Consider the following 25,263-nt stretch of genomic DNA (forward strand, 5'->3'; position numbering starts at 1 on the left):
GCCCATGCTATACTGAGCAATTAAGGATGAATATTTTTGATAGGAAAATCGATATTCATCTCCAGATCTGCTAGGGACTGTCTTTCTGTGTTGTACATGGTTGCACGGAACACCGCAATTTTTCTCATCGTCATTGGATCATTAATATTCAGTATTGGCTTAAGTTTATGCTTCACATACAAATGAATCACTTCATCAAAATCTAAATAAACAGGCCCATCAAACATAATTTTGATTGGAACTTGATAACGTCGTTTTAACTTAAATGGCACCGAAAGTTTAATCGGAATATCCACTTTTAAAGGAAATTGAGGCAGTAGTTTATTTTGATAAACCAAATCCGTGGTTGTTTCTAATGGCATTAGCGTTTCAATCTGAATATCAGTCTCATAATCAAGCTCAACCTCAATCGGCGTTGTTACAACAAAACTTAAATTAGCCAAATATTTGCCTTTTAAAGGTAAAGCCAACTCACGGTCAATCGTCAACTCAGTATCTAAAGCACCTTGTGCATGTGTTTGTAAATAATTCCCCACATGGATTTTTGTCGGTAAAGATTCCGACAATTGAATTTGTGCCCTTTGCGCAGAAACCTGCATTGAGGCATGAATATTCAAATACAACCAAACGCACAGCGCAATGAGCAATACGACGCTCATAAAAGTGAACAACAAATTTCGTATAGATTTAAAGATCCACATTTCCATACCACCCTATTTTAAAGCTTCGGACTGTGGTTGTTGTGGTTTTACTGGCGGATGATCGCGGCGTGATAGCCTTAAACTATTGAGCGGAATTTTAAGTTGCCCTTTTTCAATTTTTACCGGTAATGTATTTTGAACATCTACTGTTGCTTGAAGTGCTGATTTAATTGGAACATTGAGGTGGCCCTGAATTGGAATATTGGTTTTTAATGTCGCATCAAGTGGCACATGTAAATTTTCTTTAAGTAACACCTTTACTGGGGCATCAAACTTTAAATGAATATTTTGGTTGAGTGGCACTTGTAAATTAATCGGCACATCCATATGAATCGGGATGTTCCCTTTTAATGGTAAAGTAATATCTTTACCTAACACAGTGACTTTAACCTTGGTATCAATCGGCATATCCTGATTGATTTTGATCACTTCATTCACAGGAATTGTGGTTTGAATAGGGACTTCATTATCAAAATACACATGTGGGGTTAAGGTTTGTGTAATCGGTAAGTTTAGCTTTTCATGAATAGGAATTTCAGCTTTCACTTTTCCTTTGACATCCACATCTAATGCGTCATGAATTTGTACTTTGGCTTGTAAAGGTTCTTTTAAATCGATACGTACAGCTTGATTTTCAAGTGGAATATAAATATTAAAATGTTTAAATACCCAGATTGCAATCAATACACCACACACCGTAGCAATAAGAATAAAGGCAACTCCCGCCATAACTTGCTTCAACTGCAAAATCCTGTCCTTAATTTTTATCCTTAATTATTTTTTATTTTAAATACTTATGTGAATTAATATGCGTTTTTATGTATAAAAGTCGAAGAATTTTGTTTAATTATTAAACAATTGATATCTAATCTACGGATTATTTCGAAAAATCAGCTAACCAATAGCACTGCACAATTGCTGTATTATTTTTATACTCAACACTCACATCGCCTTTTTCATGATTTTGATTGAATTTTAGAGTTTTAAATCGCTGCTTTGCTGTTGTAGCACTCAGATCAAAATATAAATATTGATTGTATTGTTGCGCGGGACGACCAAAACTAAATTCTATTTTGCGAATAGGAATGCCAGCATAAGTGACATTTTTTAATTTATACGTGGTTGAGTCATAAACCTGTTTATCCACATATTTTACATCAATCGTATAGTGTTCAAGTGGTGCAATCAGTTCTGAATTTTCATTATGAAAATCGTATTGCTGCCGAATTGCACAGTTTTGTTCGAAGCGATCTTTTAATAAAGGACGTAGTTCTAAGGATTTGGCATGTGTAGCTCCCGTTAGCAGTAACATCATGCTCAGTAATATCTTTTTCTTCATGTGATTTTCCTTTGTTGCAAATTACTTTATATAAAATAGCTTTTATTAGACTTCTTGCGTTAGTCAAAAATGAGCATTTAATACTTGTATCGTTTTAAATAATGATGAAACCATAGATGGTCTTTCTATCGTAAGGCATCACCTAAGCAAAGCAATTTAAACTTTAAATGTGGCATTGCAAACTTGCTTTTCATACACCTATTTCTATGTGATAGTAAAAAGTTTCATCACTTTTAGAAATCATCCCAAAACTTAATTCACAATAACACTATTGAAGTCCATTTTTATCAGACCATAAACAGATAGCAATTGCATCACTCTTGCCCTTTCCAGCCATCACAAAATTTGCAGCTTTAGTTGGTTGCTGTATATTGCTTTTAATCTTATTAAATTGCTGTTTGGCTGAAGCCATTGGAAGATCAAAGTACAACGTCTCACTCAAAGTCAAACCGCCCCCATCAAAACTCAATTTTATTTACGACTAATCCCCTGTAAGTCGTAATTTTAAACTAAAATTTTTGCTGACGTAAGCCGCTTGCTCTTCTACTTCATCCTTAACTACCTGATTCATTAAAATTACCTGCATCTCATCATGAGTATAAAAATCGAATTGTTGACCAATCGCACAATTTTGTTCAAAACGATCCTGCAATATAGGAGTTAAATCAAGACTTGTATGCGGAGTTGCGTGAATCATTGTTGATAAATTCAGCAAACTTAAAGCAAAAATTGATAATTTTTTCTTTATTTTTAATATTCTCTAAGTTTTAATTAGAATCATAAATTAAAACTTAAATAGAACCATAACTTTATAATATAAAAAAAGGAGCTCCATTTGAAGCTCCTTTTCGACGACTCTTAGAAATTATGCATTTGTTTCAGCTGGTACTTTTGGATAGCTTACACCACATACTTGTTCAGCAATACGCAATACTTGGCAGCTATAACCAACTTCGTTATCGTACCAAACGTAAGCTGTTAAACGGTTACCAGAAGTAATTGTTGCTTGTGCGTCAAATACACCCGCTGTACGCGAACCAATAAAGTCAGACGATACAACTTCTGTAGAGTTAGTATAGCCAATTTGACCTTGAAGGTTAGAGTTGATCGAGATTTGACGAATATATTCGTTCACTTCTTCACGATCTACTTCTTTCTCAAGTGTTAAGTTAAGAATAGCAAGTGAAACGTTTGGTGTTGGAACACGTACTGAATTACCTGTTAATTTACCTTGTAACTGAGGTAATGCTTTCGCAACAGCTTTTGCAGCACCTGTTTCTGTAATAACCATATTCAGTGTTGCAGCACGGCCACGGCGATCTGCTTTGTGATAGTTGTCAATCAAGTTCTGGTCATTAGTAAATGAGTGAACAGTTTCCACATGACCATTGATCACTTTGTATTTGTCTTCTAACACTTTTAAAACTGGTGTGATTGCGTTAGTAGTACAGCTTGCAGCAGAAATGATTTTGTCTGAATCAATGATGTCCGCTTGGTTAACACCAAACACCACATTCTTCATATCACCTTTACCAGGTGCTGTAAGTACAACACGACTTACGCCAGGGCATTTAAGATGCTGAGATAAACCATCGATATCACGCCATTTACCAGTATTATCAATCACTAATGCATTGTCGATACCATAAGCTGTGTAATCAACTTCAGCAGGACTAGATGCATAGATCACTTTGATAAAGTTACCATTTGCAATGATTGCTTCATTTTCTTCATCCACAGAAATCGTTCCTGCAAATGGACCATGAATTGAATCACGACGTAACAATGAAGCACGTTTTTCTAAATCACCATCAGATGATTTACGTACAACGATCGCTTTAAGGCTTAAACCACGTCCAAGACCTGATTGGCTAATGATCAGACGCGCTAAAATACGACCAATACGACCAAAACCATAAAGAACAACATCTTTAGGCTCAACTTGTGCGGGACGACCTTCTAAAGATTGAACAGCTTGAGCAACAAATGCATCAATATCGCCGCCCTTTTCTTTATATTCAACTGCAAGTTTACCTAAATCAACTTCAGCAGAACCGATATTATCTAATTTCGCTAAAGCTTCTAAAATAGGGAAAGTATGTACAACAGAAAGCTCAACATCCATCATACGTGTACGACGGTGTGCTTTAAGGATTTGAATTACTGAACGGTTCACTAAAGAACGACCGTACACAGAAGTCACAATGTTTTTTTCACGGTATAATTGACCGATTAATGCAATCATACGTTCCGCAATTTCTTCACGGTTTTTCCAGCGACCTTGGTGCTCTGCATGTAGGGCGATGATAGTGTCTTTGCTCACAGATACGTCCTCTATTTATGTATATCTAGACATGGATTTTTAAACCCCACAATTGTAATGTAATTCTCATTTAGTTGAAATCAAATCGTGATACATTTTTATAGAATTTTGTCATACTGGGTATTTTATTTTAAATTATGCCTTGATCTTTAAATAATATTTCAGTTCTATGTGGATTTTAGTCGTGATATTGACTTTATTAGAGTAAGAAGAAAAATAAAGATCATGTTAGATCTTTAAATTCCAAATTGCTACACTTAACCTGCTGTTAATAGTAAAGCTATCACACATCTAATGAGTTAGATCTTGTTAAAGTCACGATTCTAAATGACAATCCAACTATTATCGATCTTTGTTTTAACTAACGGATTCTTTCGTCCAATTTTTCAATATTCAATACTAAATTTTTCCGTTTATTGTTTTGTTGATAGATATGCCAAATCCCCTCTAATACCAAAATACTCACAGCACACCAAATTGGAATATAGGTAAACCATTCATCTGCAGAAATAGACTCTCCCAACGCCAACGAGGCTAGCGCCAACAAAACAGGTTCTAAATAACTTAATAACCCAAACAAAACCATCGGCAAATAACGACTGGCTAAAATATAGCTACCTAGACCAATTGCACTCAAAACTCCAAGCCCTGCAACCACAAGAATTAAAACGGGTGAGTTAGCAAATTGACTATATGCTTCTAATCCAGTTTGGGTGAAATAAATTGCAATAGGAATACAAATTAAAATATCCCACCAAAAGCCACCTAAATTATCGGTTTTGATGGTTTTTCGAATCAAGAAATAAAGAGAGTAACCTAATGCAACACTTAGTGTTTCCCATGCAATACTACCCAAACGCCATAATTCATGCCCTACACCAAGCACAGCAAAAGCAACGGCAACCATTTGGAATTTTGATAATTTCTCTTTATAAAATAAACTACCTGCGAGTACAAGGACCAAGGGTAATAGAAAATACCCAAGTGAAACTTGTAATCCCCGCCCATTCATTGGGCCCCACAAGAAAAGCCATAATTGGAAACAGGTCAAAATAGATGTAATGATTAATAAAAGTAATAAAGCAGGTTGTTTGAGGATTCGATAATAAATCGCTTTAACATGAACAAAATCACCACTCCATAGCATGAATAAAGTAAGGAACGGCAAAGTCGCAATAATCCGCCAACCAAAGGTTTGCTGACTATCTAGATCGCCCAACAATTTGGTATAAAAATATAAGACCCCAAACGTTACAGATGCCAATACAGACAATACGACGCCCTTAAACATCTGTGGCCTCACCATGATTTTCAAATAAACTCTTAGGCATTATAAACACCTTCACCCAAAATTAATTTGAATTCTCAATTATTTTCAAAATTAAGGATTTACAACTACTTTAATATTTAAAATATATCAACTTAAATTTTCTATCTTATTCTTGCGTATTCTGTTTGGTTCGAATCAGATCTTTTAAGTTAAAACCTACCGTCTGCGCATAGCGGAGAAATTCAATCACCTTTGCTTCATCTGGATGAGGATCTCTAGACAGTAACCACAAATATTTTCGTTTAGGTTCTCCGACCAAAGCCATTTGATAGTGTGAATCAATTTTTAAAATCCAATAATCACCACGGCCCACAGGCATCCAACGAACCGCTTCTGGAATAAAACTCACTTTAAATTTTGAATTAAAAGGCTCATTACTGATAAATGCTTCACCCAGTGAACGCAATTCTTGTCCATTTTGATCGACGCATCGATTATCTACTGCAACATTACCATATTCATTTACGGTATAACGTGCAGTGACATCTGACTTACAGTCTTTTTGAAAATACATTGGTTTACGGGCAATTTCATACCATAATCCTAAATATTGACCCAATTCCAATTTTGGAATCGCTGCTAAAGTCGAATTTTCAGCATAGGCTTTTGGATATAAAAAGCTCGAAAAAACCACCCCCAACACGATTATTAATTTTTTGAAGTCATATAATTTGGGTAATATTTTAAATGATTGCACTTTATACCCTCAGCATTACTTTTTACTATTTATTATAAAATAATCATAAATTTAAACTTAGACTGTAGCTTTATGTATCCTTGTTTGGCCTAAAGCTACAGCAAGTGCAAAAGTGAAATCACGTCAATAAAGCAATTATTTTAACATTCTATTTTTTAAACGCACAATTTCGTCTCGTAAACGCGCAGCTTGTTCAAATTGTAATTCTTTAGATGCTTTCAGCATTTCTTTTTCGAGTCTCGTAATATGCTTAGTAAACAGTTTTGGATCAGACAAAATGTGACGTTCATCAGCAGTTAAAGCTTGATGCTGATCATTTATGTTTACTTCAATTTGATCATCACTAATAACCTCACCCGTATCAATTTCTTTAATTGCTTGGCGTACAGCACTACGTGGAATAATACCATGCTCTTCATTAAATTGGATTTGTTTAGCCCGACGACGATCGGTTTCATCTATAGCTTTCTGCATCGAATCGGTTATACGGTCAGCATATAAAATCGCTTTACCTTTTAAATGTCGTGCAGCACGACCAATAGTTTGGATTAACGATCGTTCAGAACGAAGAAAACCTTCTTTATCTGCGTCAAGAATGGCAACCAAAGAAACTTCCGGCATATCCAAACCTTCACGCAATAAGTTAATCCCGACCAGAACATCATGTACGCCTGTACGAAGATCATGAATAATTTTGACTCGCTCAACTGTGTCAATATCTGAGTGCAGATAAGCCACCTTCACCCCATATTCTTTTAAATATGAGGTTAAGTCTTCTGCCATACGCTTGGTTAAAGTAGTGACTAAAACACGCTCATCAAGTTCTTTACGGATATTAATTTCTGAAAGAACATCATCCACTTGCGTTAAAACAGGACGTATTTCGATTTCTGGATCGACCAATCCTGTTGGTCGCACCACTTGTTCGGCAACTTGTTCAGATTTTTCAAGTTCATATTTAGCCGGTGTTGCACTAACATAAATGGTGGTTGGGACGATACGTTCCCATTCTTCAAACTTCATTGGACGATTATCCAATGCACTTGGTAAACGGAAACCATAATTGACCAAGTTTTCTTTACGTGAACGATCGCCTTTATACATTGCACCAATTTGGGGTACAGTCACATGCGACTCATCAATAATTAATAAAGCATCATCTGGGATATAATCAAATAATGTAGGTGGCGCCTCACCCGCTGGACGACCAGATAAATGACGTGAATAGTTTTCAATACCGTTGGTATAGCCTAACTGTTGCATCATTTCTAAATCATAACGTGTGCGCTGTTCGATCCGCTGTGCTTCGAGTAATTTTTCATGGTCTTTAAAAAAAACTAATCGATCAGCCAGTTCATCCCGAATCGTTCCAATTGCACGTTGTAGATTATCTTTTGGAGTGACATAGTGACTTTTCGGATAGATTGTCACACGTGGTGCTTTACGTACCATTTTCCCTGTAATTGGATCAAACCATCGAATTGAATCGACTTCATCATCAAACAACTCAACACGAACTGCGTGTTGGTCTGATTCAGCAGGGAAAATATCGATAATTTCGCCACGAATACGATAAGTACCACGTAAAAATTCCAACTCATTTCGCGTATATTGCATTTCAACAAGTCTGCGAATAATATCATCACGACTAATTCTGTCCCCTTGTACAATATGCAATAACATACTCATATAAGCATTCGGATCACCCAAACCATAGATTGCGGATACTGATGCGACAATAATAGCATCACGGCGTTCTAATAAAGCACGCGTAGCAGAGAGACGCATCTGGTCAATGTGATCATTGATCGCTGAATCTTTTTCAATAAAGGTATCCGAAGATGGAACATAAGCTTCGGGTTGATAGTAGTCATAATAACTAACGAAGTATTCAACTGCATTGTTTGGGAAAAAGGATTTAAATTCACCATATAATTGTGCAGCAAGAGTTTTGTTATGTGCCATGACAATAGTTGGACGTTGCGTTTGCGCAATCACATTTGCCATGGTGTAGGTTTTCCCTGAACCCGTTACACCGAGTAGAAGTTGATCGTGAAAACCTTTATTTATGCCTTCGACTAATTTTGCTATTGCCTGTGGTTGATCTCCAGCAGGTTGATAATTTGTAACAAGTTCAAAAGGTTGATGTTCACTCACAATAATTCACTCTTTAACCAATCGGGAAGAAGCCATAATAGTTTAACAGAAACCAATTAAACCCATACATTGACACCTATTCTAGATGGGGCTTTTTACACAATATTCAACAAATACCTTGACCCTTTTTTATTTCAATAGCAACATGGAAACAAGCGAATTAAAAGATTGAAAAACATGACATATCACTATCATGATGAAAGCATAATCAAAACTTTGCCAGAAGATACTGTGTTTGTTTTTGGTAGTAATATGGCGGGTACTCATCAAGGCGGTGCTGCAAAAACAGCACATTTACATTTTGGCGCAACTAAAGGTGTTGGACGTGGCTGGGCGGGACAAAGTTTTGCTATACCCACCATGAATGAACATTTACAGCAAATGCCACTTTCGCAAATTCAACACTATATTGATGATTTTAAAATTTATACAAAAAATCACCCGAAGATAAAATATTTTATTACTTCTGTGGGTTGTGGTGTTGCTGGCTATAAAGTTGAAGAAATTGCCCCCATGTTTAAAGGTATTTCACGCAATGTGATCTTCCCTGCTTCATTCCGCCCATTTGTAGAAAAAACTTTGCCTAAGCTCACACAAAAATTGCTGCATAGCTTTATATCAGATGAGGTCATTTTTAGTTCAGATATAGAACAAAAAATTCAAAGCTTAGATTTAACTGAAGCTGAAAAAAGTCTCGCTACAATTATTCTCAATACACCCATGTATCCAAATGATAGTAATGGTCGAGATCGTATTTTTGAAATACAAGATATTCTTCACAATCTAAATGGAAAAGTATTTGAATTTCAGTCTGATTCAGAGGGTTCAATGATTTTTGGGGGAGCTATTTTAGCGCTTCTAGAACTCTATAATTTAAATGAAACAGACTTTATTTCAGTATGGACTGGCCAGCGTACCATTGCTGCACCAAAAGCAGAACATCGGGCTAAAAAGTAATATACTTCAGTGTGTGGTTATTTTTGATTGAACCAATCTATGTTTAATTTTTACTTAAGTCATATCGCTCGGAACAAGGTCTGATGACAGCCCGATTCTGTTTGAGACTATAAGTCATTTTTAGACGATACAAGGCAAGTCATTTATAAAATGTCAACACCCCTAAACTAATAAGAGTGATATTGGAAAGCGTATGGAGCAAATGGATTTAACAATATTTGATTTGTCTCCAATTGCCATGTGGTTACAAGATTTTAGTGGTATAAAAAAAATATTTGATCAGTGGACGGCGCAAGGTATTCCCGATATTAAACAACATCTATTGGAGGATACTAGCCGTTTAAAACCCTGTTTGGCAGCGATCCGTACCATTCATATCAATCAAAGCACTCTGATTTTATATGAAGCTGATGATTTAGCGGAGATTTTAGAAAAATTTCCGGAAATGCATACAGAAAATACTGAACTATTACATATCCAATTTTTTTCAGCACTTTGGAATAAAGAAAAAGATTGCTCGATTCAAGTGGTCAACCTTAGCTGCAAAGGTAAAAAAATTGATATCCAACTTAGAGCCAATATTTTAACGGATGCGAAAGAAAGTTGGGATCGAGTTTTATTAACCACGGAAGATATCTCTCAGTGTCAAAATGCACGTCGGATTGCAGAATCCCTATTTTTGCATTCACCCACTGCCCTCTGGGTCAAAGACTATAGCCAAATAAAATCATTATTTAATCAATTGCTAGCGAATAATGTCACTGACTTAGATCAATATATTCAGCAAAACCCTGATTTTCTATTTCTTTGTTTTGAAAATATTCGATCAGTTGGTGTAAATCAAGCTTTACTGGATTTATTTAATGCCAACAATGAACAACATTTTTATCAGCATTTAAATCATATTTTCAGAGAGAATTATCAACAAAATTTTTATAAACAATTATTACATTTATGGGATGGCCATCATCAGCTTAAGCGAGAATGTGAGTATCGGTCAATCAACGGAGATTTGCTACATGTCCTCGAACAGTTTGTTATTTTTCCAGATTCAAAACATAACTGGGATACCGTGCAAATTGCCTTTACCGATTTAACAGAGCGTAAGAAATTAGAAGATCATCTGCTATATGCAAGCAAGCATGATCAATTAACTCAATTATATAATCGAACTTTTTTTGTAGGTGAAATTCAACGCTTACAAACTACCCCATTCAGTTCACTTTCATGTATATACTTAGATATCAATGGTTTAAAAAGGATTAATGATTTACAGGGCCATCATATTGGTGATTTGCTGATTCAACGTTTTGCAAATCTTTTAAAAAAATCCACCATAACCACCCCATATTCTGTTTCCCGTATTGGTGGTGATGAGTTTGTGATTCTTATGCCTGAATCAAATTATCAGCATATAGAGCTACTGCTTAAAATAATTAAGCAAGAAATAGAACTTGATCAAATTAACAATCCGCAACATCCACTTCATGTGGCGATTGGTTATGCAACAACTCACCATTATAAAAATATCGATGAGTTATTAAAAAAAGCAGATAAAATTATGTATCAAGATAAGCAAGCATATTATTTATTGAAGACCGATTAATAGTTTGACGGATTAAAAATATAATTTGAATTAAGTAACAGTTGTGCAAATCCAATTAAACGATAACCAGTTATCATAAAATACGATTAGTAATAAATATCATGAATTTTATTATTTTATATCCTCCTTTTTTAGGATATATTTCAAATATTCTAAAGCACCTCACATCGAACGAGAATCTTATAATGGAATTTTCTGATTCTTCTATTTTTGATATATCCCCTACCCCAATGTGGTTAGAAGACTATAGCGAAGTAAAAGAACAATTTAACCAATGGAAAAGTCAAGGAATCACAGATCTACAAAGCTTTTTAGAAGAAAATCCAGACCAGATCACAGCTTGTGCGCATAAAATTAAGATTCTTCAGGTCAATAAAAAAACCTTAAATTTATTTGAAGCAAGAACTCAACAACACCTCTATCAGAGCTTAGATATTATTTTTCAGAAAGAAATGCTGCATTCACATATTAAAGAATTGGTTGCACTTTGGAATGGAGAAGCTGAATTTTCAAATACTACTGTCAATTACACGATTTCAGGTAAAAAGTTAGATATCAAATTACGCGGTATCATTTTGCCGGGTTCAGAAGTCAGTTTAGACCGAGTTTTAGTCACCACTGAAGATATTACTGACTATCAAAATGCGCGCCGTTTAGAAGAAAAAAATCGCCAACTGGCAGAATCTCGCTTTATTTATTCGCCAACTTCATTGTGGGTGGAAGATTTTAGTCGTGTAAGACTACGTATAGATCAACTCCGTGAAATTGGTATCGAAGATTTTCGTACCTTCTTAGATGTTCATACTGACTTTGTAAACCAGTGTATAGAAGACATCATCTTATTAGACGTCAACCAAGCAACACTGGATTTATTTAAAGCCAAAGATAAAGAGACCTTATTTAAAAACTTAAATAAAGTATTTGCAAAAGAGATGTACCAGACTTTCCGTGAGCAACTGATTGAGCTATGGAATGGTAAAATTCATCATCAACGTGAAGCTGTAAATTATGCATTAGATGGTTCAGTACGAAATGTATTACTCCAATTCACTGTTTTCCCAGGTTATGAACATGATTGGAGTCTTGTTCAAGTCGCATTGACTGATATTACTGCACGAAAAAAAGCAGAAACGTATTTGGAATATCTAGGAAAACATGATGTTCTCACAAAATTATTTAATCGTTCATTTTATACAGAAGAAATCAATCGTTTAGAGCGTGGCGTACTACGCCCGACTTCAGCCATTTTTATTGATATGAATGGTTTAAAAGCCATCAACGATCAGTTAGGTCATGATGTTGGGGATGAATTACTTCGACGTATGGGCAATATTCTGACTCGTACCATTACCAATACAAGTTATACTGCTTCTCGTATTGGTGGAGATGAGTTTGTAATTCTCATGCCTGCGGCAAATGAGCAAACCGTCGAATCAATGATCATGACTATTGAAGAATTACTCAATATAGATAACCAGTACTACTCGTCACAACCTATCAGCGTTGCAATTGGTTACGCAACAACAGGTGCAAATGAAAGTATAGATAATATGCTAAAACGAGCAGATTTACTGATGTATCAAAAGAAAAAAAAATATTATGAATATGTCACGGAAATGCTAAATGACGGTGCTTAACCATCAACAAAGATAAACAATAAGCTTGAAAAAATATTCTTTTGAACACTTAATATAAAAATAGGTGCATCAAGCACCTATTTTTATATTTTACACACTTAACGTTTTCCCATCGAACGACGTGTACCACGAGGTGGCATCCAAGTACGGTCTGCGTATTGCTCAGGTTTAGGGCGAACGTTGTTATGGGCAACATCATCATCATTTTCTAAAGATGATGGCATTGGAAATGGTAAATTCACCAATGGCTTCTTTTTGGGAGTATTTTGGGTGCTCATGTGATTCACTCAATTTTAACTGACTATATTGTACGTAAATTTCGGCTTTGATGCGAGTGCTCTTAAACTTTCACTTTTATTTGTATTCTCTTGATACATTAATTTTTGCTTTTCGTGAATATTTATTGAATTTGAATAGATATTAGACGACCAAACATGAAAAATTAGGCTATGATAATGTGCTTTTTATTTTTTTAATCCCTATAAGAAGGAATAATGCCGTGGACGTACGTCTCTCTGATCGTGTAAATGCCATCAAACCGTCTCCAACGCTTGCTGTTACCAACAAAGCTGCTGAATTAAAAGCTGCGGGTAAAAATGTAATCGGATTGGGCGCTGGCGAACCAGATTTTGACACCCCACAACACATCAAAGATGCTGCGATTACAGCGATTAACAACGGTTTTACCAAATATACCGCTGTTGATGGTACACCAGGCCTTAAAAAAGCAATTATTGCGAAGCTAAAACGTGATAACAATCTTGACTATGCTGCAAATCAGATTTTAGTCTCTTGCGGTGGTAAACAGTCTTTCTTTAACTTAGCACTTGCTTTGTTAAACAAAGGTGATGAAGTCATTATTCCAGCGCCATATTGGGTAAGCTATCCAGATATGGTGATCATTGCTGAAGGTGTTCCTGTCATCGTGAAATGTGGTGAAGAACAACGTTTCAAGATTACACCTGCTCAACTAGAAGCTGCGATTACAGACAAAACACGTTTGGTGGTTTTAAATAGTCCTTCTAACCCAACAGGCATGATCTACAGCAAAGCTGAACTTGAAGCTTTAGCAGAAGTGCTCCGTAAATATCCTCAAGTTTATGTTGCTTCTGATGATATGTATGAGCCGATCCGTTGGGATGATGAGTTCTACAACATTGCGACTGTAGCTCCTGACCTTTATGAGCGCGTTATCGTACTTAACGGTGTATCTAAAGCATATGCAATGACTGGATGGCGTATCGGTTATGCAGCAGGACCTGCAAAATTGATTGGTGCAATGAAAAAAATCCAATCACAATCAACTTCAAACCCAACTTCGATTTCACAAGTTGCTGCTGAAGCTGCGTTAAATGGTCCTCAAGATGTACTTCAACCGATGATTGAAGCATTCAAACGCCGTCATGATTTAGTTGTGAATGGTTTGAATGAAATTCAAGGGATTAGCTGCTTACCTGCTGATGGCGCATTCTATGCTTATGCCAATATTCGTCCTTTAATTCGTGCAAAAGGTTTAAAATCTTGCACAGAATTCTCAGAATGGTTGTTGGAAGAAACTGGTGTTGCTGTAGTTCCTGGTGATGCTTTTGGTTTAGGCGGCTATATGCGTATTTCTTATGCGACTGCTGATGAAGTACTAGTTGATGCACTTGCTCGTATTAAAAAAGCTGCAGATTCTATTGACGGTGTTGATGCAGCAATTGCTTCAATCGCAGCTGAAAAAGCAGCGCAATAACACGAGATTGGTTTAAATGAAAAATGGGTGTATTGATTACACCCATTTTTTTATCTTTATTTATATTACTTATCAACATGTCACTATTTTTATCAACAAGCTTCTATATTTTTTGTAAATTAATCTTTGAGGAGCAAGCCCGTGGTATTGTCTCCATCATTTCCAGTACCGTAATGATCTATACGTCCAGTATCAACTTGCACAGTAGATGTGTTTGCCGCATAGTACTTTTCATGATCGACTAATAATAACCCTGTGGTATTGTCTCCATCATTGCCTGTGCCATAATGTTCAATTCTCGGCTCCTTATTTTGATCAAGCTTTAAATAAGGCACAAGTTTTATTGGCTCTTTCAATAAAAGACCTGACGTATTATCTCCATCGCTACCTGTACCAAAGTGATCAATGCGTATTTCTTGCGTATTTTGATGTGATGCAAAACTTAAACTTGAAACACTACAAAGACCAATAACAGCTAATCTGATTAAAGTTTTCATGTCATTCTTCCCATTGATGTATCACTTCATTCTAGAGGTCGAAACTATACAATTCACGGTCTTGGGAATTACATTTATGACATTAACCAATTTTTGTTCATCTTCAATAAAACCTGAAATCTAACCTAAATCTTTAAGTTTTATTGCTGTTCTGGATCAGTTTGGCTAAGTACGATTCAGTGTTAAAAAGCATTTAAAGCATAAAAAGCTACAGTTGATTATCTGTATTTATTGATGACTCTGCATCAATGATGCTCTAAATACTTTTGGTGCGCACCCATATGTTTGTGTAAAGGCACGAGTGAATGCTGCTTGTGAGCTATATCCTACTAATTCAGCAATTTGAAAAATATTTTTGTCTGTCTCTTTTAAAAACTGACTTGCCAGTCTCATCCGCCAATTTTTTAAATATTGAATTGGAGAAACACCGACCTGTTCAACAAATTTTTTAGCAAAACTTGAACGTGATTGATGGGTGGATTGAGCCAAATTTTCTACATCCCATGGATAAGCAGGACGATCATGCAGCAAAAATAATGCTTTACTAATCGTGGGGTCACGTAAAGCAACAATCCAGCTTTTATGTTCAATGGTTGCCTTTGCCAACCAAAACCGTATTGACCACACCAATAAAAGATCGATAATCCTTGAAAGCATCACTTGACTACCAAGGCTAGGATGTTCAAGTTCAAGCTTTATCGCAGCAACAGTCATTGGCACCCATTCTGCAATTTTATCCGTATCATTGTGCGATGGGACATGGATATAGCGAGGCAACCCTTCGATTATGGCTTCGCCATAAATCCCACTAAGTTTAAAAATACAGCTAATCACAGCGGCTGCTTGGTTTTCGGCATCCAACAATTCAATCGTGTGTTCTCCTACTGAAGGTAGAACAATAATATCCCCTGCTTTTAAAACGAGATCTAGGTTAGTGCATGCAACTTTAAGTCTGCATGTCGCCTGCTGAACGATATGGATATATGCATAATCCTGTTTAAAGCTTAACTGTTGTTGATCTGTAAATCGCGCGAAGTCATAGATCTCACCTGATATTTTTGCAAATTGATAAATATCAAAGAATATATCCGTTAAAGCACTTTTTTCTGCATATTCATCTCTCATTTTTTTGTCACAATTCCTAAAAAGTGTTTCTGCAAAAACATTGGTGTTTCTGTTATTGTTAAATTGAATTTAAACATGAATAATCGTTTATAGAAGCTTTTTTGAGTATAAAAATTACATTCTGTATATATCCAATCTTTACACAAAAATTCTTCAACCATTTAGCTCAACAAATACAATAGCATTTAGCTAGGAGAGATACATGAGTAATAAACCGACAATTATATTCGTACACGGATTTTGGGGAGGCGCTGCTCATTGGAGTAAAGTCGTAACTGAGCTGTCTCACCGAGGTTATGGATCATTACGTGCAGTAGAACTCCCGCTTAGCTCACTGGCTGAAGATGTTGAACGAACAAGAAAAATGATTGCGCAAGTTAAAGGAGATGTCCTTCTGGTTGGTCACTCATATGGTGGCGCTGTAATTACTGAAGCTGGCAATCAAGCGAATGTCGTAGGCCTGGTTTATATTGCTGCTTTTGCACCTGACTCAAACGAAAGCCCTGGTGGCATTACTCAACAACATTTACCTGAGGCTGCACCAAACTTAGAACCAGACAGTGATGGTTATCTCTGGCTTAAAGCAGATAAATTCCATGAAAGTTTCTGTCAGGATTTAAGTAAAGATGAAGGGTTTGCAATGGGTGTCACCCAAAAAGCGCCAGTAGCAAGCACTTTTGGCGATACGATTTCCACGCCAGCCTGGAAAACGAAACCATCTTGGTATCAAATCTCGACTCAAGACCGAATGATCCACCCTGAAAATCAAAAAGTCATGTCTGCACGCCTAAATGCAAAAAAAGTGATTTCGTTAGATGCAAGCCATGCTTCTTTGGCATCACATCCAAAAGAAATTTCAGACTTGATTGAAGAAGCTCTCAGCTTTCTTGCTCAATAAATGATGAATGAACAGAGGGAATCAAGTGATTTCCTCTATATCTTAGACCCATTTAAAACTTAGATTTATTGAAATTCAATTTGACTATAGTCAAACCACCTAATCATACATACAAGTGATTTGCATCAAGTCATTGATCATAAATGAAGCTTATGTTTTTGTATGAACTTATGGAAGCTATTGGTTATCAATTCGTTTTTCGTATTTTTGAATAATAGATGGTTGTCCTACCGTGGGGCGACATGGATGTCGCCGTTGGGCGGGGGTATATGAGCAAAAATAAAGCACTGCTTTGTTTGCAGCGCAAGAGCCCTGTTAAACGAAAGATTTTTGTCATCTTTTCATCTCTGAAAAGTGAGGCATCGCCTAGGCAAAGCTATTTAAACTTTGAACATAAAGTGTGGCATTGCAAGCATTTTTATAATCAAACAATTTTATTTTTCCATGAAATTGATTTAATTATAAATATTAATTTCTTGTGTATGAATTTTTTGACAAGTTAACTATATAAATGTCTAAATTAGAATTCAGTAAGAAGACCTCTTTGATATGCTTTCAATTCCTCAAATAGAAATAAAACCTCTACAATATTTTAAAACCGATGCTCCAGCTTTAAACTAACATTATGTTTATCATAAGAATATAGCCACTCTACATTGCTGTTATTTTGATTATATTGATAAGTGAGATTAGGTGTTAAACCATAAAAAACCCAGCGTGGTGCACTTAGAATTAAAGTATAATTTTGTTCAAAATCATGTCGTCTAGCCTCCAACACTGGAGTAAATTTATCAAATTGACGCCAACGAAAAGAACTAAATAAATTTGCGTTAAAACCTGACTCAAAGTTCTTGGAAAGCCCTAAACGTACACCTTGTTGTTGATAAGCCGTAAAATATTGTTCTTGGGTATTATGGTCAACAAAATCCAGTCCGCCAAATAGCGTCCAGTTTTTTGGTAAAATTTTCCAAAAGGTTGAATAGACTGAATATTCCATGCCATCTTGGCCTTTATACTGGGAATAATTTATATCTTTCATTTCGGCTTCTAACTTGACAGCTTTGTCGTTAGAGATAAAACGCATCCACTCACCCCTTAGCCCATAGGCACTATACAGCGAGTCGTGGGCATAGTATTTATGTTCAAATACGGGGGCAATCAAGACTTGATTACGTTCGTTGTAATAACTATAACCCGCATTTAAGTTAAAAGTTAATTCATTATAATCAGTCTGCTCTGGATAAACTTGACCATAGAATAATCCACGCAATGCAATGCCATGTTGTCCAGAAAGCGACCATCGTTTAGTTAAGGTGGCTTCATAATCCAAACCTTGCGCACTGATCGCGTCAGGTGTGCCACGCTTTACTTGTTCAATAGGAACGACCTTCTTAGTCTCAGGGTCAATGCCATAATATGTAATGATGTCGTATTTATCGGAAGCATTATTAACATTACTGGCATAACGTGAACCAAAAGCCAATGAACCATGCCATTCATCTCGTTGTTTAAGCCCTTTGATATACATCTCTACGGTTTGACGAACACCTTGGGCAGCGGGATCTGTAGACAGATCCAATTGAGATTGAATCTGCTGAAATAACTGTTGACCTTGCTGATTTTTTTGTTGTTCCGTGTAAACACGAGCCAGTTCAAGTTGAGTCATTAAATTATTCGATTGAATCTCTAAACTGTGTTTTAGTTTGCTCTCAGCTAAACTTAAATTCCCCTGCGTGCGTGCCATGACACCCTCAGCAAATTCCGTCAATGCCTGATCATAATTTGGAAAATTTTTATATTTTTCAAGATAACGTAAAGCGACTTGCCATTGTTTTTGCATCACTGCCAAGTAAAGCGCATAAGCAACTTCCGCGGGTTCATCCTTCACCATATATTCCTGACCTTGTATGATCAGATTCGGCAATGCTTGGTCTTTTTGAGGATCATCTGATTTGAGTAGTTTCTTATCATTTTGATATTGCTGTTGGCTAATTTCCTGATTTAACCTGATACTGGTATCATCCGCTGCATAAACGCATTGTCCACACTGCAATACGGCACCAAGCAATACTATTTTTTTCATCTATAAACTCACCAAATAGAATAAAAAAGAAAGACTTACCGAAGTAAGCCTTTCTCATTCAAATCATTATTTCTTACCACCAAAAGCTACATCATATGTTCTATTACCAGCAAATGTTGCAATACCTGCTAAGCTGGTTTGACTATTATAGAACTGACCTGAAACATCACCACCAGAAGGACCACCTGTCCAAGATGCATTTGAACCACTAATCGTTGCATCATTATTAATGGTTGCAGTACCTAAATTAAAGGTACGTGAACTATCGCTCAATGAACCCGTTAACTGTTTAGTTGCAAAGTTAGCAGTAAACGTACCTGACAATAAATTAGAGCCATTATAATTATTGACACCTTGAACGCTATAATTTGCAGTACCTGTAGATGGTACGCTGGTATCCGCATCTTTACCGTTGTAATAAACAGTATGTGTCGCTGGATCAGCTGTACCTAGACGCTTACCGCTGGCATCTTTGGCTTCTGCATTCCACTCACCAAACCAAACGTCTTGTGTAGGCACTTGTTTATAGTTGGCATAACCAATTCCAGCATGAGACGCTGGAAGCCCTGGTAAGTACGGACTTAGACGTACCACACCATTGCCATCTGCATAGCCGTTAAACCCTGAAAATGCAACTATTGCACCGTTATAAAGGGTTTTAACACCAAAACCAACACCTGAGTTTGGATGATTTGGCCCAAGTGAACCAGTCGAACCAACCAAAACTTTAGTGCCATCACTCGTCTCACCGACTACGGCCGCTTGTGCAACACCGACTAAACCAACAGATAGTAAAACAGCCAATGAGATAGATTGAAGTTTCATTTTAAGTTCCTCGATATGAGTTTAAGTTTTATCATTAAGAATAAAAATAAAAAACTTAATGATTATCATTTAAAATAAAACATGTGCTGCACTGATTTTAATTTTTCAATTCAAGTGTAAAATCAAGGAGTACAAGTCTTATTCTTACCACACATTTATTGCCCACTAAGTGACAATAAATTCAGTTCATTACCTATAAATTCCTTTAAAACTTATGGCTAATGCTTAGCTTAAATGTTCGACCTGGTGCTGCAATTGCCGAACGAGTTAATGGATCAATATAGAATTCATCAGTGAGATTAGTCCCCACCAATTCAAATAAGGTGTCTTGTTTCAACCGATAATTAATATAAGCATCTAAAATGGTCATTGAATTCCATGCCAAAGGCGTATTCGCGTAATAACTCATCTCTAAATCGTTATAGTTTTTCGTTTCAGGATTTTCATACTTATGGTGATAACTTGCACGCGTTCCGACTTCGAGTTTTTGATCAAAGAATCGCCCACCGAGTGTCAAATTTACTGAATATTTTGGGGTTGCCATACTGACCAAATATCCCCCTACAAATCCATCATCTACACAACGATTTAATAAAAACTGGTGATTCGCTCCTAAAAGCATTGCTGAATTTTCATCACACACTTTATTCTTAAAACGATAATTGGCACTTAAGTCAGTAAAGAAACGCCCATTGTCAAAACGAATTTGCAGTTCCAAGCCTTCTGTAGTAAGACTATCGATATTACTAAATGCTAAAGTTGGACTACGCTCAATCGCATTCTTGGTTTTGTTATAGTAATAAGCCAATTTAATATCTGCATAGCTGCTGTTTTTAAATAACTCTGATAAATTATGAACGTAGGCAAGTTCATAATTCGATGCATGCTCTGGTTCTAACTTATAACCACTTAAGGTTCCAGAAAACCCGAGCGTACTTTCAAACATACTTGGCATTCTATACGCTTCGCTATAGCGCAAATACATTCTACTATTGGGGCTAAAGTTTACCGTTGCTGAAGCTGTCGGTGTCCAACCATGATCTTTGCTTTTTTGCACACCTGTTTTGGTTAAATCAATATCTTCATAACCACTTGGAGTGCCATCCGTATAATATCCATAATCCCTACCCTCCACCAAAGTACCATTTAAAAATGGATTATTGGCAATGGTTAATTTTCCACGACTATCCTTTTTATATTCGATCGTATTCTGTTTAGCGTATAGACTTCTTTTTAATTCCTGTTGCTTATATTCTTCCGTCCACCCCTGAGCCAAAGCTTCTGCATCAAACATTTCTCTTAATTGTTGTTCTCGTGCAGGGGTCATATTTGCTCTTTTTGTATAATAAGTCATGTTTAATGCTGTGGCTTTTTTAATCAGGCTGAATTGAGGATCACCCGCATTGACTCGTTCATTGAGAAAATCATCAAATGCCCAATAATTTTGATATCTTGCACCTGCACTTAAATTCAGCCATGAGATAGGTTGGTAGTCAAAGTTAAAATTAAACTCTTTCTCTTCTCGTTTGCCTGCTCGCGGTAGCATCCTATAGCCCAAATTTGTTCCGTTAATATTCGGATCTTTATAAATATCATCTGAACTGAGTTTTTCTTTTTGAAAACTTCCCCCTACTGTTAAGCCCAGATTAGACAGCAATTTAAACTTATTACTCAAGGTCACTCCTTGGCGGGTGTTGTCTGAGTTTGCAGTAGCACTGTTCACAAAAACACCTAAGTTTGTATTGGTATCATTGGGAAATCCACCTGAACTATAGGTATGACTCTTGGTATCTGTTCGCCAAATATTGCCGTAGAAATCGACTAAATTATTATTTTGAGGTTGATATTTGTATTCCATATTATAGGCTTTGGAGTCGATATCACTTAAAGGCCATTGTGGTACCCCTGCTTTATTTTTGACGACTTCACCCCAAGCAATTCGTGAAGGTAAAATTTCTCCATTGATGATTGAACTGTCCCGATAACCGAACTCTAAACGCTGTTCATCTGTAGGTTTCCACGCCGCTTTTAACAAATAAGATTCTGTTTCAAGGGATGTATTGGGAACTTCTGTACCTCCTGGGTAAACTTTGGCAAGGTATGGAATGTAATTAAATCGTCCTGTGGCAGGTTTATCATAAAAATCACTGCCATTTTTCCCTGCAAAATGATTGCCTTTATTACGATAAGCATAAGCAGCCAAAACTTCAAAATTATCACTACGTCCTGCCAAAGCAATACGTGTTGCAACATCATCGCCTGAATAAATATTATTTTCTTTATTTTGTCGTGCTAATTTAAATAAGGATGGATCATAATAAGGCTCGAAAACTGGATTGCCTTGCCAGTCCGTTCCTGTAGCTGGATAATTTGGATTATCGTAAATGCTTTGACCGGTGAGTAATTGCGGTTCTCGAGGTTTCACCGCATTGCTGCTGGTCTCTATTTTTATTTCCCCACCAAAATTTTTGCCCTCTTTTAAAACATCATCTACAGCTAGAGTATGAATAACGACAGCGCCACCGACACCTGTATTTACATTGCGTGTGATGGAAGGCCCTTTAATCACTTGTAGCCCACCAATTAAATTAGGGTCAATATAGCTACGATTGTTTGCACCGTTATAGCCACGCCATACAGTGAGTGCCTGTTCTGTGCCATCAATAAGGACAGGAACGCGGCCCGGTCCTTGAACACCACGGATACTTGGATCTAAAGCACCACTATTTCGGGCATCACCACTGTATACTCCGACCATTCCCTTAAATAAGTCTGCTGGCTGAGCACCTTTATATCGTTCTATTTGCTCTTTGCTGGCATAGACGCTAGAAATATCTTGATCATAAACATCATTCTGCCCTTTTGTATCGCGACTGACTGTGCCAAAAACAGTCATTGGGCTAAGTTGTACGACATTTTCTTGATCTGATGTCATAGACTGAGATTGTACTGGTATGGGTCTAATTTCAGCTTTATCCACATGCCTCAATATATAGCCATTTCCAACTTTCACCACAGTAAACTCGGTTGCTGCTAAAATATGTTGAAAGCCGTTTTCTAAATTATACTGCCCGCTTAAACCTAGACTACGTTTACCTTTGAGCTGATTTGCATCAATTGCAATCGAGGTACCCGCTTGCTCAGCAAAGGTATTTAAAACACTGGCAAGTGAACCCGCTGGAATATGATATGACTGCGTTTCTGTACTGAGCGCATAAGTGCTTTGTGTCGCGAATGTTGTTGCCACACCAACACAAACGAGATGAATCGCCAATGCCAATGATGTCACTTTGAAAGAATATTTTGGATGCTTTTGACCGCAAACAGCTTCACTCATTTTACGCCCCAGTAAATGTAAATAAGAATCATTCAATATATTAAATTAAATGTATTCCTAATATTTGCTTCTACTTACTATGACGTACAAGAAATGAAAAAGTGGAACCGTTTATTCAAAATAAATTTAAATTATCTATCTTTTATTTTCACAAAATTATTATTTGTCATATTTATCAATCATTTTTAAAAACGATATGAATTTTATCCTAAAATTTTAGGTCTAATTTAAAGCTAAACAACATGATTCAAACCAAGTGCTTAAATCATGCTGTTTATTGCAAAGTCACAACTGTGAAATATGGGGTGATTTGATAGACATTTAACTGAGGGAACACACTGCTTAATAGTTGCAAGGCACTTTCGGTATGATCTAAAGGCAATACAGCATTGACCTTAATTTGCTCTAACTTGGTAGCGTTAAATATAATTTTTTCTTTACTATTTCGATTCAACTCATTTAGCACTTTTGACAAAGACATATTTTCAACAATCAAATGCCGTTGATTCCATTTCTGCTGTTCATTGTATAAATTAAAAGTATGTATAGGTTGTATACCATTTCGATCAAGTATGACTTCTTGCCCTGCTGTCACAATCACAGAAGATGCTTTGGTTTGATCTTCGTCTTGCTTCGAGGACTGCACTTTCACTTTGGAATGTAGCATTTTAAGCCCAGTCGCATCTGGCTGATATTGAACACTAAATGCAGTTCCCAATGCTTCAATTTGACCATGTTGGGTTTTGACAATAAAAGGACGGGTTTTGTCTTTGGCCACATCTACAAATATTTCCCCTTGAACCAACTCCACAACACGCTGATTTGCTGAGAAGTCTAGATTAACCGCACTCTGACCACTGAGTTTAAGTTGCGAACCATCTGCTAAAGTTTGGGTTGCCCATTCTCCCGCATGATTTTTAATATCAGCGGTTATATATGACACTGGATGATAAATAAAATAACTATAAATACCCCCTACACAACACAATATCACCGTTAAAATTCCACCATAGCGCATATTTTTTTGCTTACGGGCACTATGTAAACCTGTTTTTAAGACAGATTGGGTCATTTTCTGTTGTTGTGGATTCTGTACCAATTTTTGAATCGAAGTAATATATTGCTCGATATCTTGAGCAATTTTTTGGCGTTGTGGACTCTTGCTTTTCCAAGCATCAAAATCTGATTGCGCTGTTCTTTTGAGTAAATCATCATCGCTACTCAGCAGCACAATCCATTCCGCTGCTTCTTCGATTAATTTTTGCTTACTCTTCTCTTCTTCAATCATTTACTCAAACAAATCCTTCTCTTGTTTCAGTGCGTAGCATTGCACAAGGCAAGTTGCTAGATATTTTTGAATCATCTTGGTTGAAACACCAATGATTTCTGCAATTTCTTTATGGGTTAAACCTTCAAAATAATGGAGCACAAAAGCTTGTTGTGCTTTTTCAGAGACGCGTATCAAAGCCTGACAAATCTGGTCAATCGCTTGAACAACTTGAAGCTGATCTTCTGGTGAAGGAATTGTATCCAGCATATACTCCATCTGACTTAATTCATTCAGATAGGCTTGCTCTATGCGCTTACGACGCACCTGATCAATCATTAAATTTCTGGCAATAGTCACCAGATATGCACGAGGTTCTATTACTCCAAAAAGTTCATCACGCGTTTGCAGAATTTTAATAAAGGTATCTTGTACCAAATCTGCGGCTTGCTCACTATTGCCTACTTTTTTTCTAAGCCATTGATGCAACCAAGATTGGTGGTTACGGTACAATTGATCTACAAATGCAGGATTTTTGTTCACAATAGGATCAACTCTTTGATGGTCTTTTAAATGATAATAATTATCATTTAAAAGTCAAGACACCCTGAGAGAAAATCCCCGTATATATGATTATTTTTTAGTTTATGTACATCCTTATGTTCTATTTGATCATTTAATATACTTAAAAAATAAAGCTAAATTATCAATCGTTAATACACATTGAACCTCAATATCTTGGTTATCAT

Annotated in this window: 22 protein-coding genes; 5 read left to right on the forward strand and 17 right to left on the reverse strand. The window is 36.4% G+C overall.

The annotated features are described in order from the left end of the window. Positions 1-20: 20 nt before the first annotated feature. From AC2G3J_RS11915 to uvrB, 9 genes are all read right to left on the reverse strand, one after another. A complete protein-coding gene (locus tag AC2G3J_RS11915; RefSeq protein ID WP_336953231.1) occupies positions 21-701 on the reverse strand; it encodes a hypothetical protein in 681 nt (226 codons plus the stop codon). A 12-nt stretch (positions 702-713) separates the two neighbouring features. After that, positions 714-1,448, reverse strand: coding sequence for an MFS transporter (locus AC2G3J_RS11920; RefSeq protein WP_336953232.1), 735 nt, complete (start codon positions 1,446-1,448; stop codon positions 714-716). 130 nt (positions 1,449-1,578) lie between these two features. After that, positions 1,579-2,040, reverse strand: a complete 462-nt coding sequence (locus AC2G3J_RS11925) for a hypothetical protein (protein ID WP_336953233.1) — start codon at positions 2,038-2,040, stop codon at positions 1,579-1,581. A gap of 268 nt (positions 2,041-2,308) precedes the next feature. Then, positions 2,309-2,488: a hypothetical protein gene (locus AC2G3J_RS11930; RefSeq protein WP_336953234.1), complete on the reverse strand. Its 180-nt coding sequence runs from the start codon at positions 2,486-2,488 to the stop codon at positions 2,309-2,311. Between the two features lie 33 nt (positions 2,489-2,521). Continuing rightward, positions 2,522-2,737 (reverse strand): hypothetical protein, encoded by a 216-nt coding sequence (locus AC2G3J_RS11935; RefSeq protein WP_483770021.1) that lies wholly within the window; start codon positions 2,735-2,737, stop codon positions 2,522-2,524. Positions 2,738-2,905: 168 nt separating this feature from the next. Beyond that, positions 2,906-4,363, reverse strand: a complete 1,458-nt coding sequence (locus tag AC2G3J_RS11940; protein ID WP_336953237.1) for a glyceraldehyde-3-phosphate dehydrogenase — start codon at positions 4,361-4,363, stop codon at positions 2,906-2,908. 361 nt (positions 4,364-4,724) lie between these two features. Continuing rightward, the gene (gene rarD / locus AC2G3J_RS11945; RefSeq protein ID WP_483771077.1) at positions 4,725-5,654 is read right to left on the reverse strand and encodes an EamA family transporter RarD; all 930 of its coding nucleotides are present in this window, start codon (positions 5,652-5,654) and stop codon (positions 4,725-4,727) included. 145 nt (positions 5,655-5,799) lie between these two features. Next, positions 5,800-6,390 (reverse strand): lipocalin family protein, encoded by a 591-nt coding sequence (locus tag AC2G3J_RS11950; RefSeq protein WP_336953240.1) that lies wholly within the window; start codon positions 6,388-6,390, stop codon positions 5,800-5,802. 135 nt (positions 6,391-6,525) lie between these two features. Then, entirely contained in the window at positions 6,526-8,547 is a 2,022-nt protein-coding gene (gene uvrB, locus AC2G3J_RS11955) for an excinuclease ABC subunit UvrB (protein WP_336953241.1), read from the reverse strand. A 177-nt stretch (positions 8,548-8,724) separates the two neighbouring features. Here uvrB and AC2G3J_RS11960 point away from each other — a divergent pair, with 177 nt between their 5' ends. The 3 genes from AC2G3J_RS11960 (at position 8,725) to AC2G3J_RS11970 (ending at position 12,747) form a co-directional block, all read left to right on the forward strand. Further along, on the forward strand, positions 8,725-9,504 hold the full coding sequence (locus tag AC2G3J_RS11960; protein ID WP_336953242.1) for an A1S_2505 family phage non-structural protein: 780 nt from the start codon (positions 8,725-8,727) through the stop codon (positions 9,502-9,504). A gap of 202 nt (positions 9,505-9,706) precedes the next feature. After that, positions 9,707-11,110 (forward strand): sensor domain-containing diguanylate cyclase, encoded by a 1,404-nt coding sequence (locus AC2G3J_RS11965; RefSeq protein WP_419328277.1) that lies wholly within the window; start codon positions 9,707-9,709, stop codon positions 11,108-11,110. 185 nt (positions 11,111-11,295) lie between these two features. Beyond that, a complete protein-coding gene (locus tag AC2G3J_RS11970) occupies positions 11,296-12,747 on the forward strand; it encodes a sensor domain-containing diguanylate cyclase (RefSeq protein ID WP_336953244.1) in 1,452 nt (483 codons plus the stop codon). A gap of 98 nt (positions 12,748-12,845) precedes the next feature. Here AC2G3J_RS11970 and AC2G3J_RS11975 read toward each other — a convergent pair whose 3' ends face one another. Further along, complete coding sequence (locus AC2G3J_RS11975; protein WP_004721316.1) at positions 12,846-13,025, reverse strand: hypothetical protein; 180 nt, start codon at positions 13,023-13,025, stop codon at positions 12,846-12,848. Between the two features lie 221 nt (positions 13,026-13,246). Between AC2G3J_RS11975 and AC2G3J_RS11980 the strand changes: the two genes are divergently transcribed. Then, positions 13,247-14,482, forward strand: coding sequence for a pyridoxal phosphate-dependent aminotransferase (locus tag AC2G3J_RS11980; protein WP_004721317.1), 1,236 nt, complete (start codon positions 13,247-13,249; stop codon positions 14,480-14,482). Between the two features lie 119 nt (positions 14,483-14,601). Here AC2G3J_RS11980 and AC2G3J_RS11985 read toward each other — a convergent pair whose 3' ends face one another. Continuing rightward, positions 14,602-14,979: a hypothetical protein gene (locus AC2G3J_RS11985; RefSeq protein ID WP_336953246.1), complete on the reverse strand. Its 378-nt coding sequence runs from the start codon at positions 14,977-14,979 to the stop codon at positions 14,602-14,604. A 228-nt stretch (positions 14,980-15,207) separates the two neighbouring features. Further along, positions 15,208-16,104, reverse strand: coding sequence for an AraC family transcriptional regulator (locus tag AC2G3J_RS11990; RefSeq protein WP_419820552.1), 897 nt, complete (start codon positions 16,102-16,104; stop codon positions 15,208-15,210). Positions 16,105-16,306: 202 nt separating this feature from the next. On the opposite strand from AC2G3J_RS11990, the gene AC2G3J_RS11995 reads away from it, so the two are divergent. Beyond that, on the forward strand, positions 16,307-17,002 hold the full coding sequence (locus tag AC2G3J_RS11995) for an alpha/beta hydrolase (protein ID WP_483770022.1): 696 nt from the start codon (positions 16,307-16,309) through the stop codon (positions 17,000-17,002). Positions 17,003-17,594: 592 nt separating this feature from the next. Here AC2G3J_RS11995 and AC2G3J_RS12000 read toward each other — a convergent pair. From AC2G3J_RS12000 to AC2G3J_RS12020, 5 genes are all read right to left on the reverse strand, one after another. After that, the gene (locus AC2G3J_RS12000) at positions 17,595-19,085 is read right to left on the reverse strand and encodes a surface lipoprotein assembly modifier (protein WP_336953250.1); all 1,491 of its coding nucleotides are present in this window, start codon (positions 19,083-19,085) and stop codon (positions 17,595-17,597) included. Between the two features lie 66 nt (positions 19,086-19,151). Further along, positions 19,152-19,910 (reverse strand): Slam-dependent surface lipoprotein, encoded by a 759-nt coding sequence (locus tag AC2G3J_RS12005; RefSeq protein ID WP_336953251.1) that lies wholly within the window; start codon positions 19,908-19,910, stop codon positions 19,152-19,154. A gap of 205 nt (positions 19,911-20,115) precedes the next feature. Next, positions 20,116-23,247, reverse strand: a complete 3,132-nt coding sequence (locus tag AC2G3J_RS12010; RefSeq protein WP_483770023.1) for a TonB-dependent receptor — start codon at positions 23,245-23,247, stop codon at positions 20,116-20,118. 274 nt (positions 23,248-23,521) lie between these two features. Then, positions 23,522-24,535: a FecR family protein gene (locus AC2G3J_RS12015; protein ID WP_419361221.1), complete on the reverse strand. Its 1,014-nt coding sequence runs from the start codon at positions 24,533-24,535 to the stop codon at positions 23,522-23,524. Continuing rightward, entirely contained in the window at positions 24,536-25,057 is a 522-nt protein-coding gene (locus tag AC2G3J_RS12020; RefSeq protein ID WP_419361224.1) for a sigma-70 family RNA polymerase sigma factor, read from the reverse strand. Positions 25,058-25,263 lie beyond the last annotated feature (206 nt).

The sequence above is a fragment of the Acinetobacter legionensis genome (assembly GCF_057165765.1).

Excerpts from the sequence above, each read along its gene's own strand:
- AC2G3J_RS11915 (WP_336953231.1), bottom strand. The coding sequence starts at position 701 with ATGTGGATCTTTAAATCTATACGAAATTTGTTGTTCACTTTTATGAGC.
- AC2G3J_RS11925 (WP_336953233.1), bottom strand. The coding sequence starts at position 2,040 with ATGAAGAAAAAGATATTACTGAGCATGATGTTACTGCTAACGGGAGCT.
- AC2G3J_RS11935 (WP_483770021.1), bottom strand. The coding sequence starts at position 2,737 with ATGATTCACGCAACTCCGCATACAAGTCTTGATTTAACTCCTATATTG.
- rarD (WP_483771077.1), bottom strand. The coding sequence starts at position 5,654 with ATGTTTAAGGGCGTCGTATTGTCTGTATTGGCATCTGTAACGTTTGGG.
- AC2G3J_RS11960 (WP_336953242.1), top strand. The coding sequence starts at position 8,725 with ATGACATATCACTATCATGATGAAAGCATAATCAAAACTTTGCCAGAA.
- AC2G3J_RS11965 (WP_419328277.1), top strand. The coding sequence starts at position 9,707 with ATGGATTTAACAATATTTGATTTGTCTCCAATTGCCATGTGGTTACAA.
- AC2G3J_RS11970 (WP_336953244.1), top strand. The coding sequence starts at position 11,296 with ATGGAATTTTCTGATTCTTCTATTTTTGATATATCCCCTACCCCAATG.
- AC2G3J_RS11975 (WP_004721316.1), bottom strand. The coding sequence starts at position 13,025 with ATGAGCACCCAAAATACTCCCAAAAAGAAGCCATTGGTGAATTTACCA.
- AC2G3J_RS11985 (WP_336953246.1), bottom strand. The coding sequence starts at position 14,979 with ATGAAAACTTTAATCAGATTAGCTGTTATTGGTCTTTGTAGTGTTTCA.
- AC2G3J_RS11990 (WP_419820552.1), bottom strand. The coding sequence starts at position 16,104 with ATGAGAGATGAATATGCAGAAAAAAGTGCTTTAACGGATATATTCTTT.
- AC2G3J_RS11995 (WP_483770022.1), top strand. The coding sequence starts at position 16,307 with ATGAGTAATAAACCGACAATTATATTCGTACACGGATTTTGGGGAGGC.
- AC2G3J_RS12000 (WP_336953250.1), bottom strand. The coding sequence starts at position 19,085 with ATGAAAAAAATAGTATTGCTTGGTGCCGTATTGCAGTGTGGACAATGC.
- AC2G3J_RS12005 (WP_336953251.1), bottom strand. The coding sequence starts at position 19,910 with ATGAAACTTCAATCTATCTCATTGGCTGTTTTACTATCTGTTGGTTTA.
- AC2G3J_RS12010 (WP_483770023.1), bottom strand. The coding sequence starts at position 23,247 with ATGAGTGAAGCTGTTTGCGGTCAAAAGCATCCAAAATATTCTTTCAAA.
- AC2G3J_RS12015 (WP_419361221.1), bottom strand. The coding sequence starts at position 24,535 with ATGATTGAAGAAGAGAAGAGTAAGCAAAAATTAATCGAAGAAGCAGCG.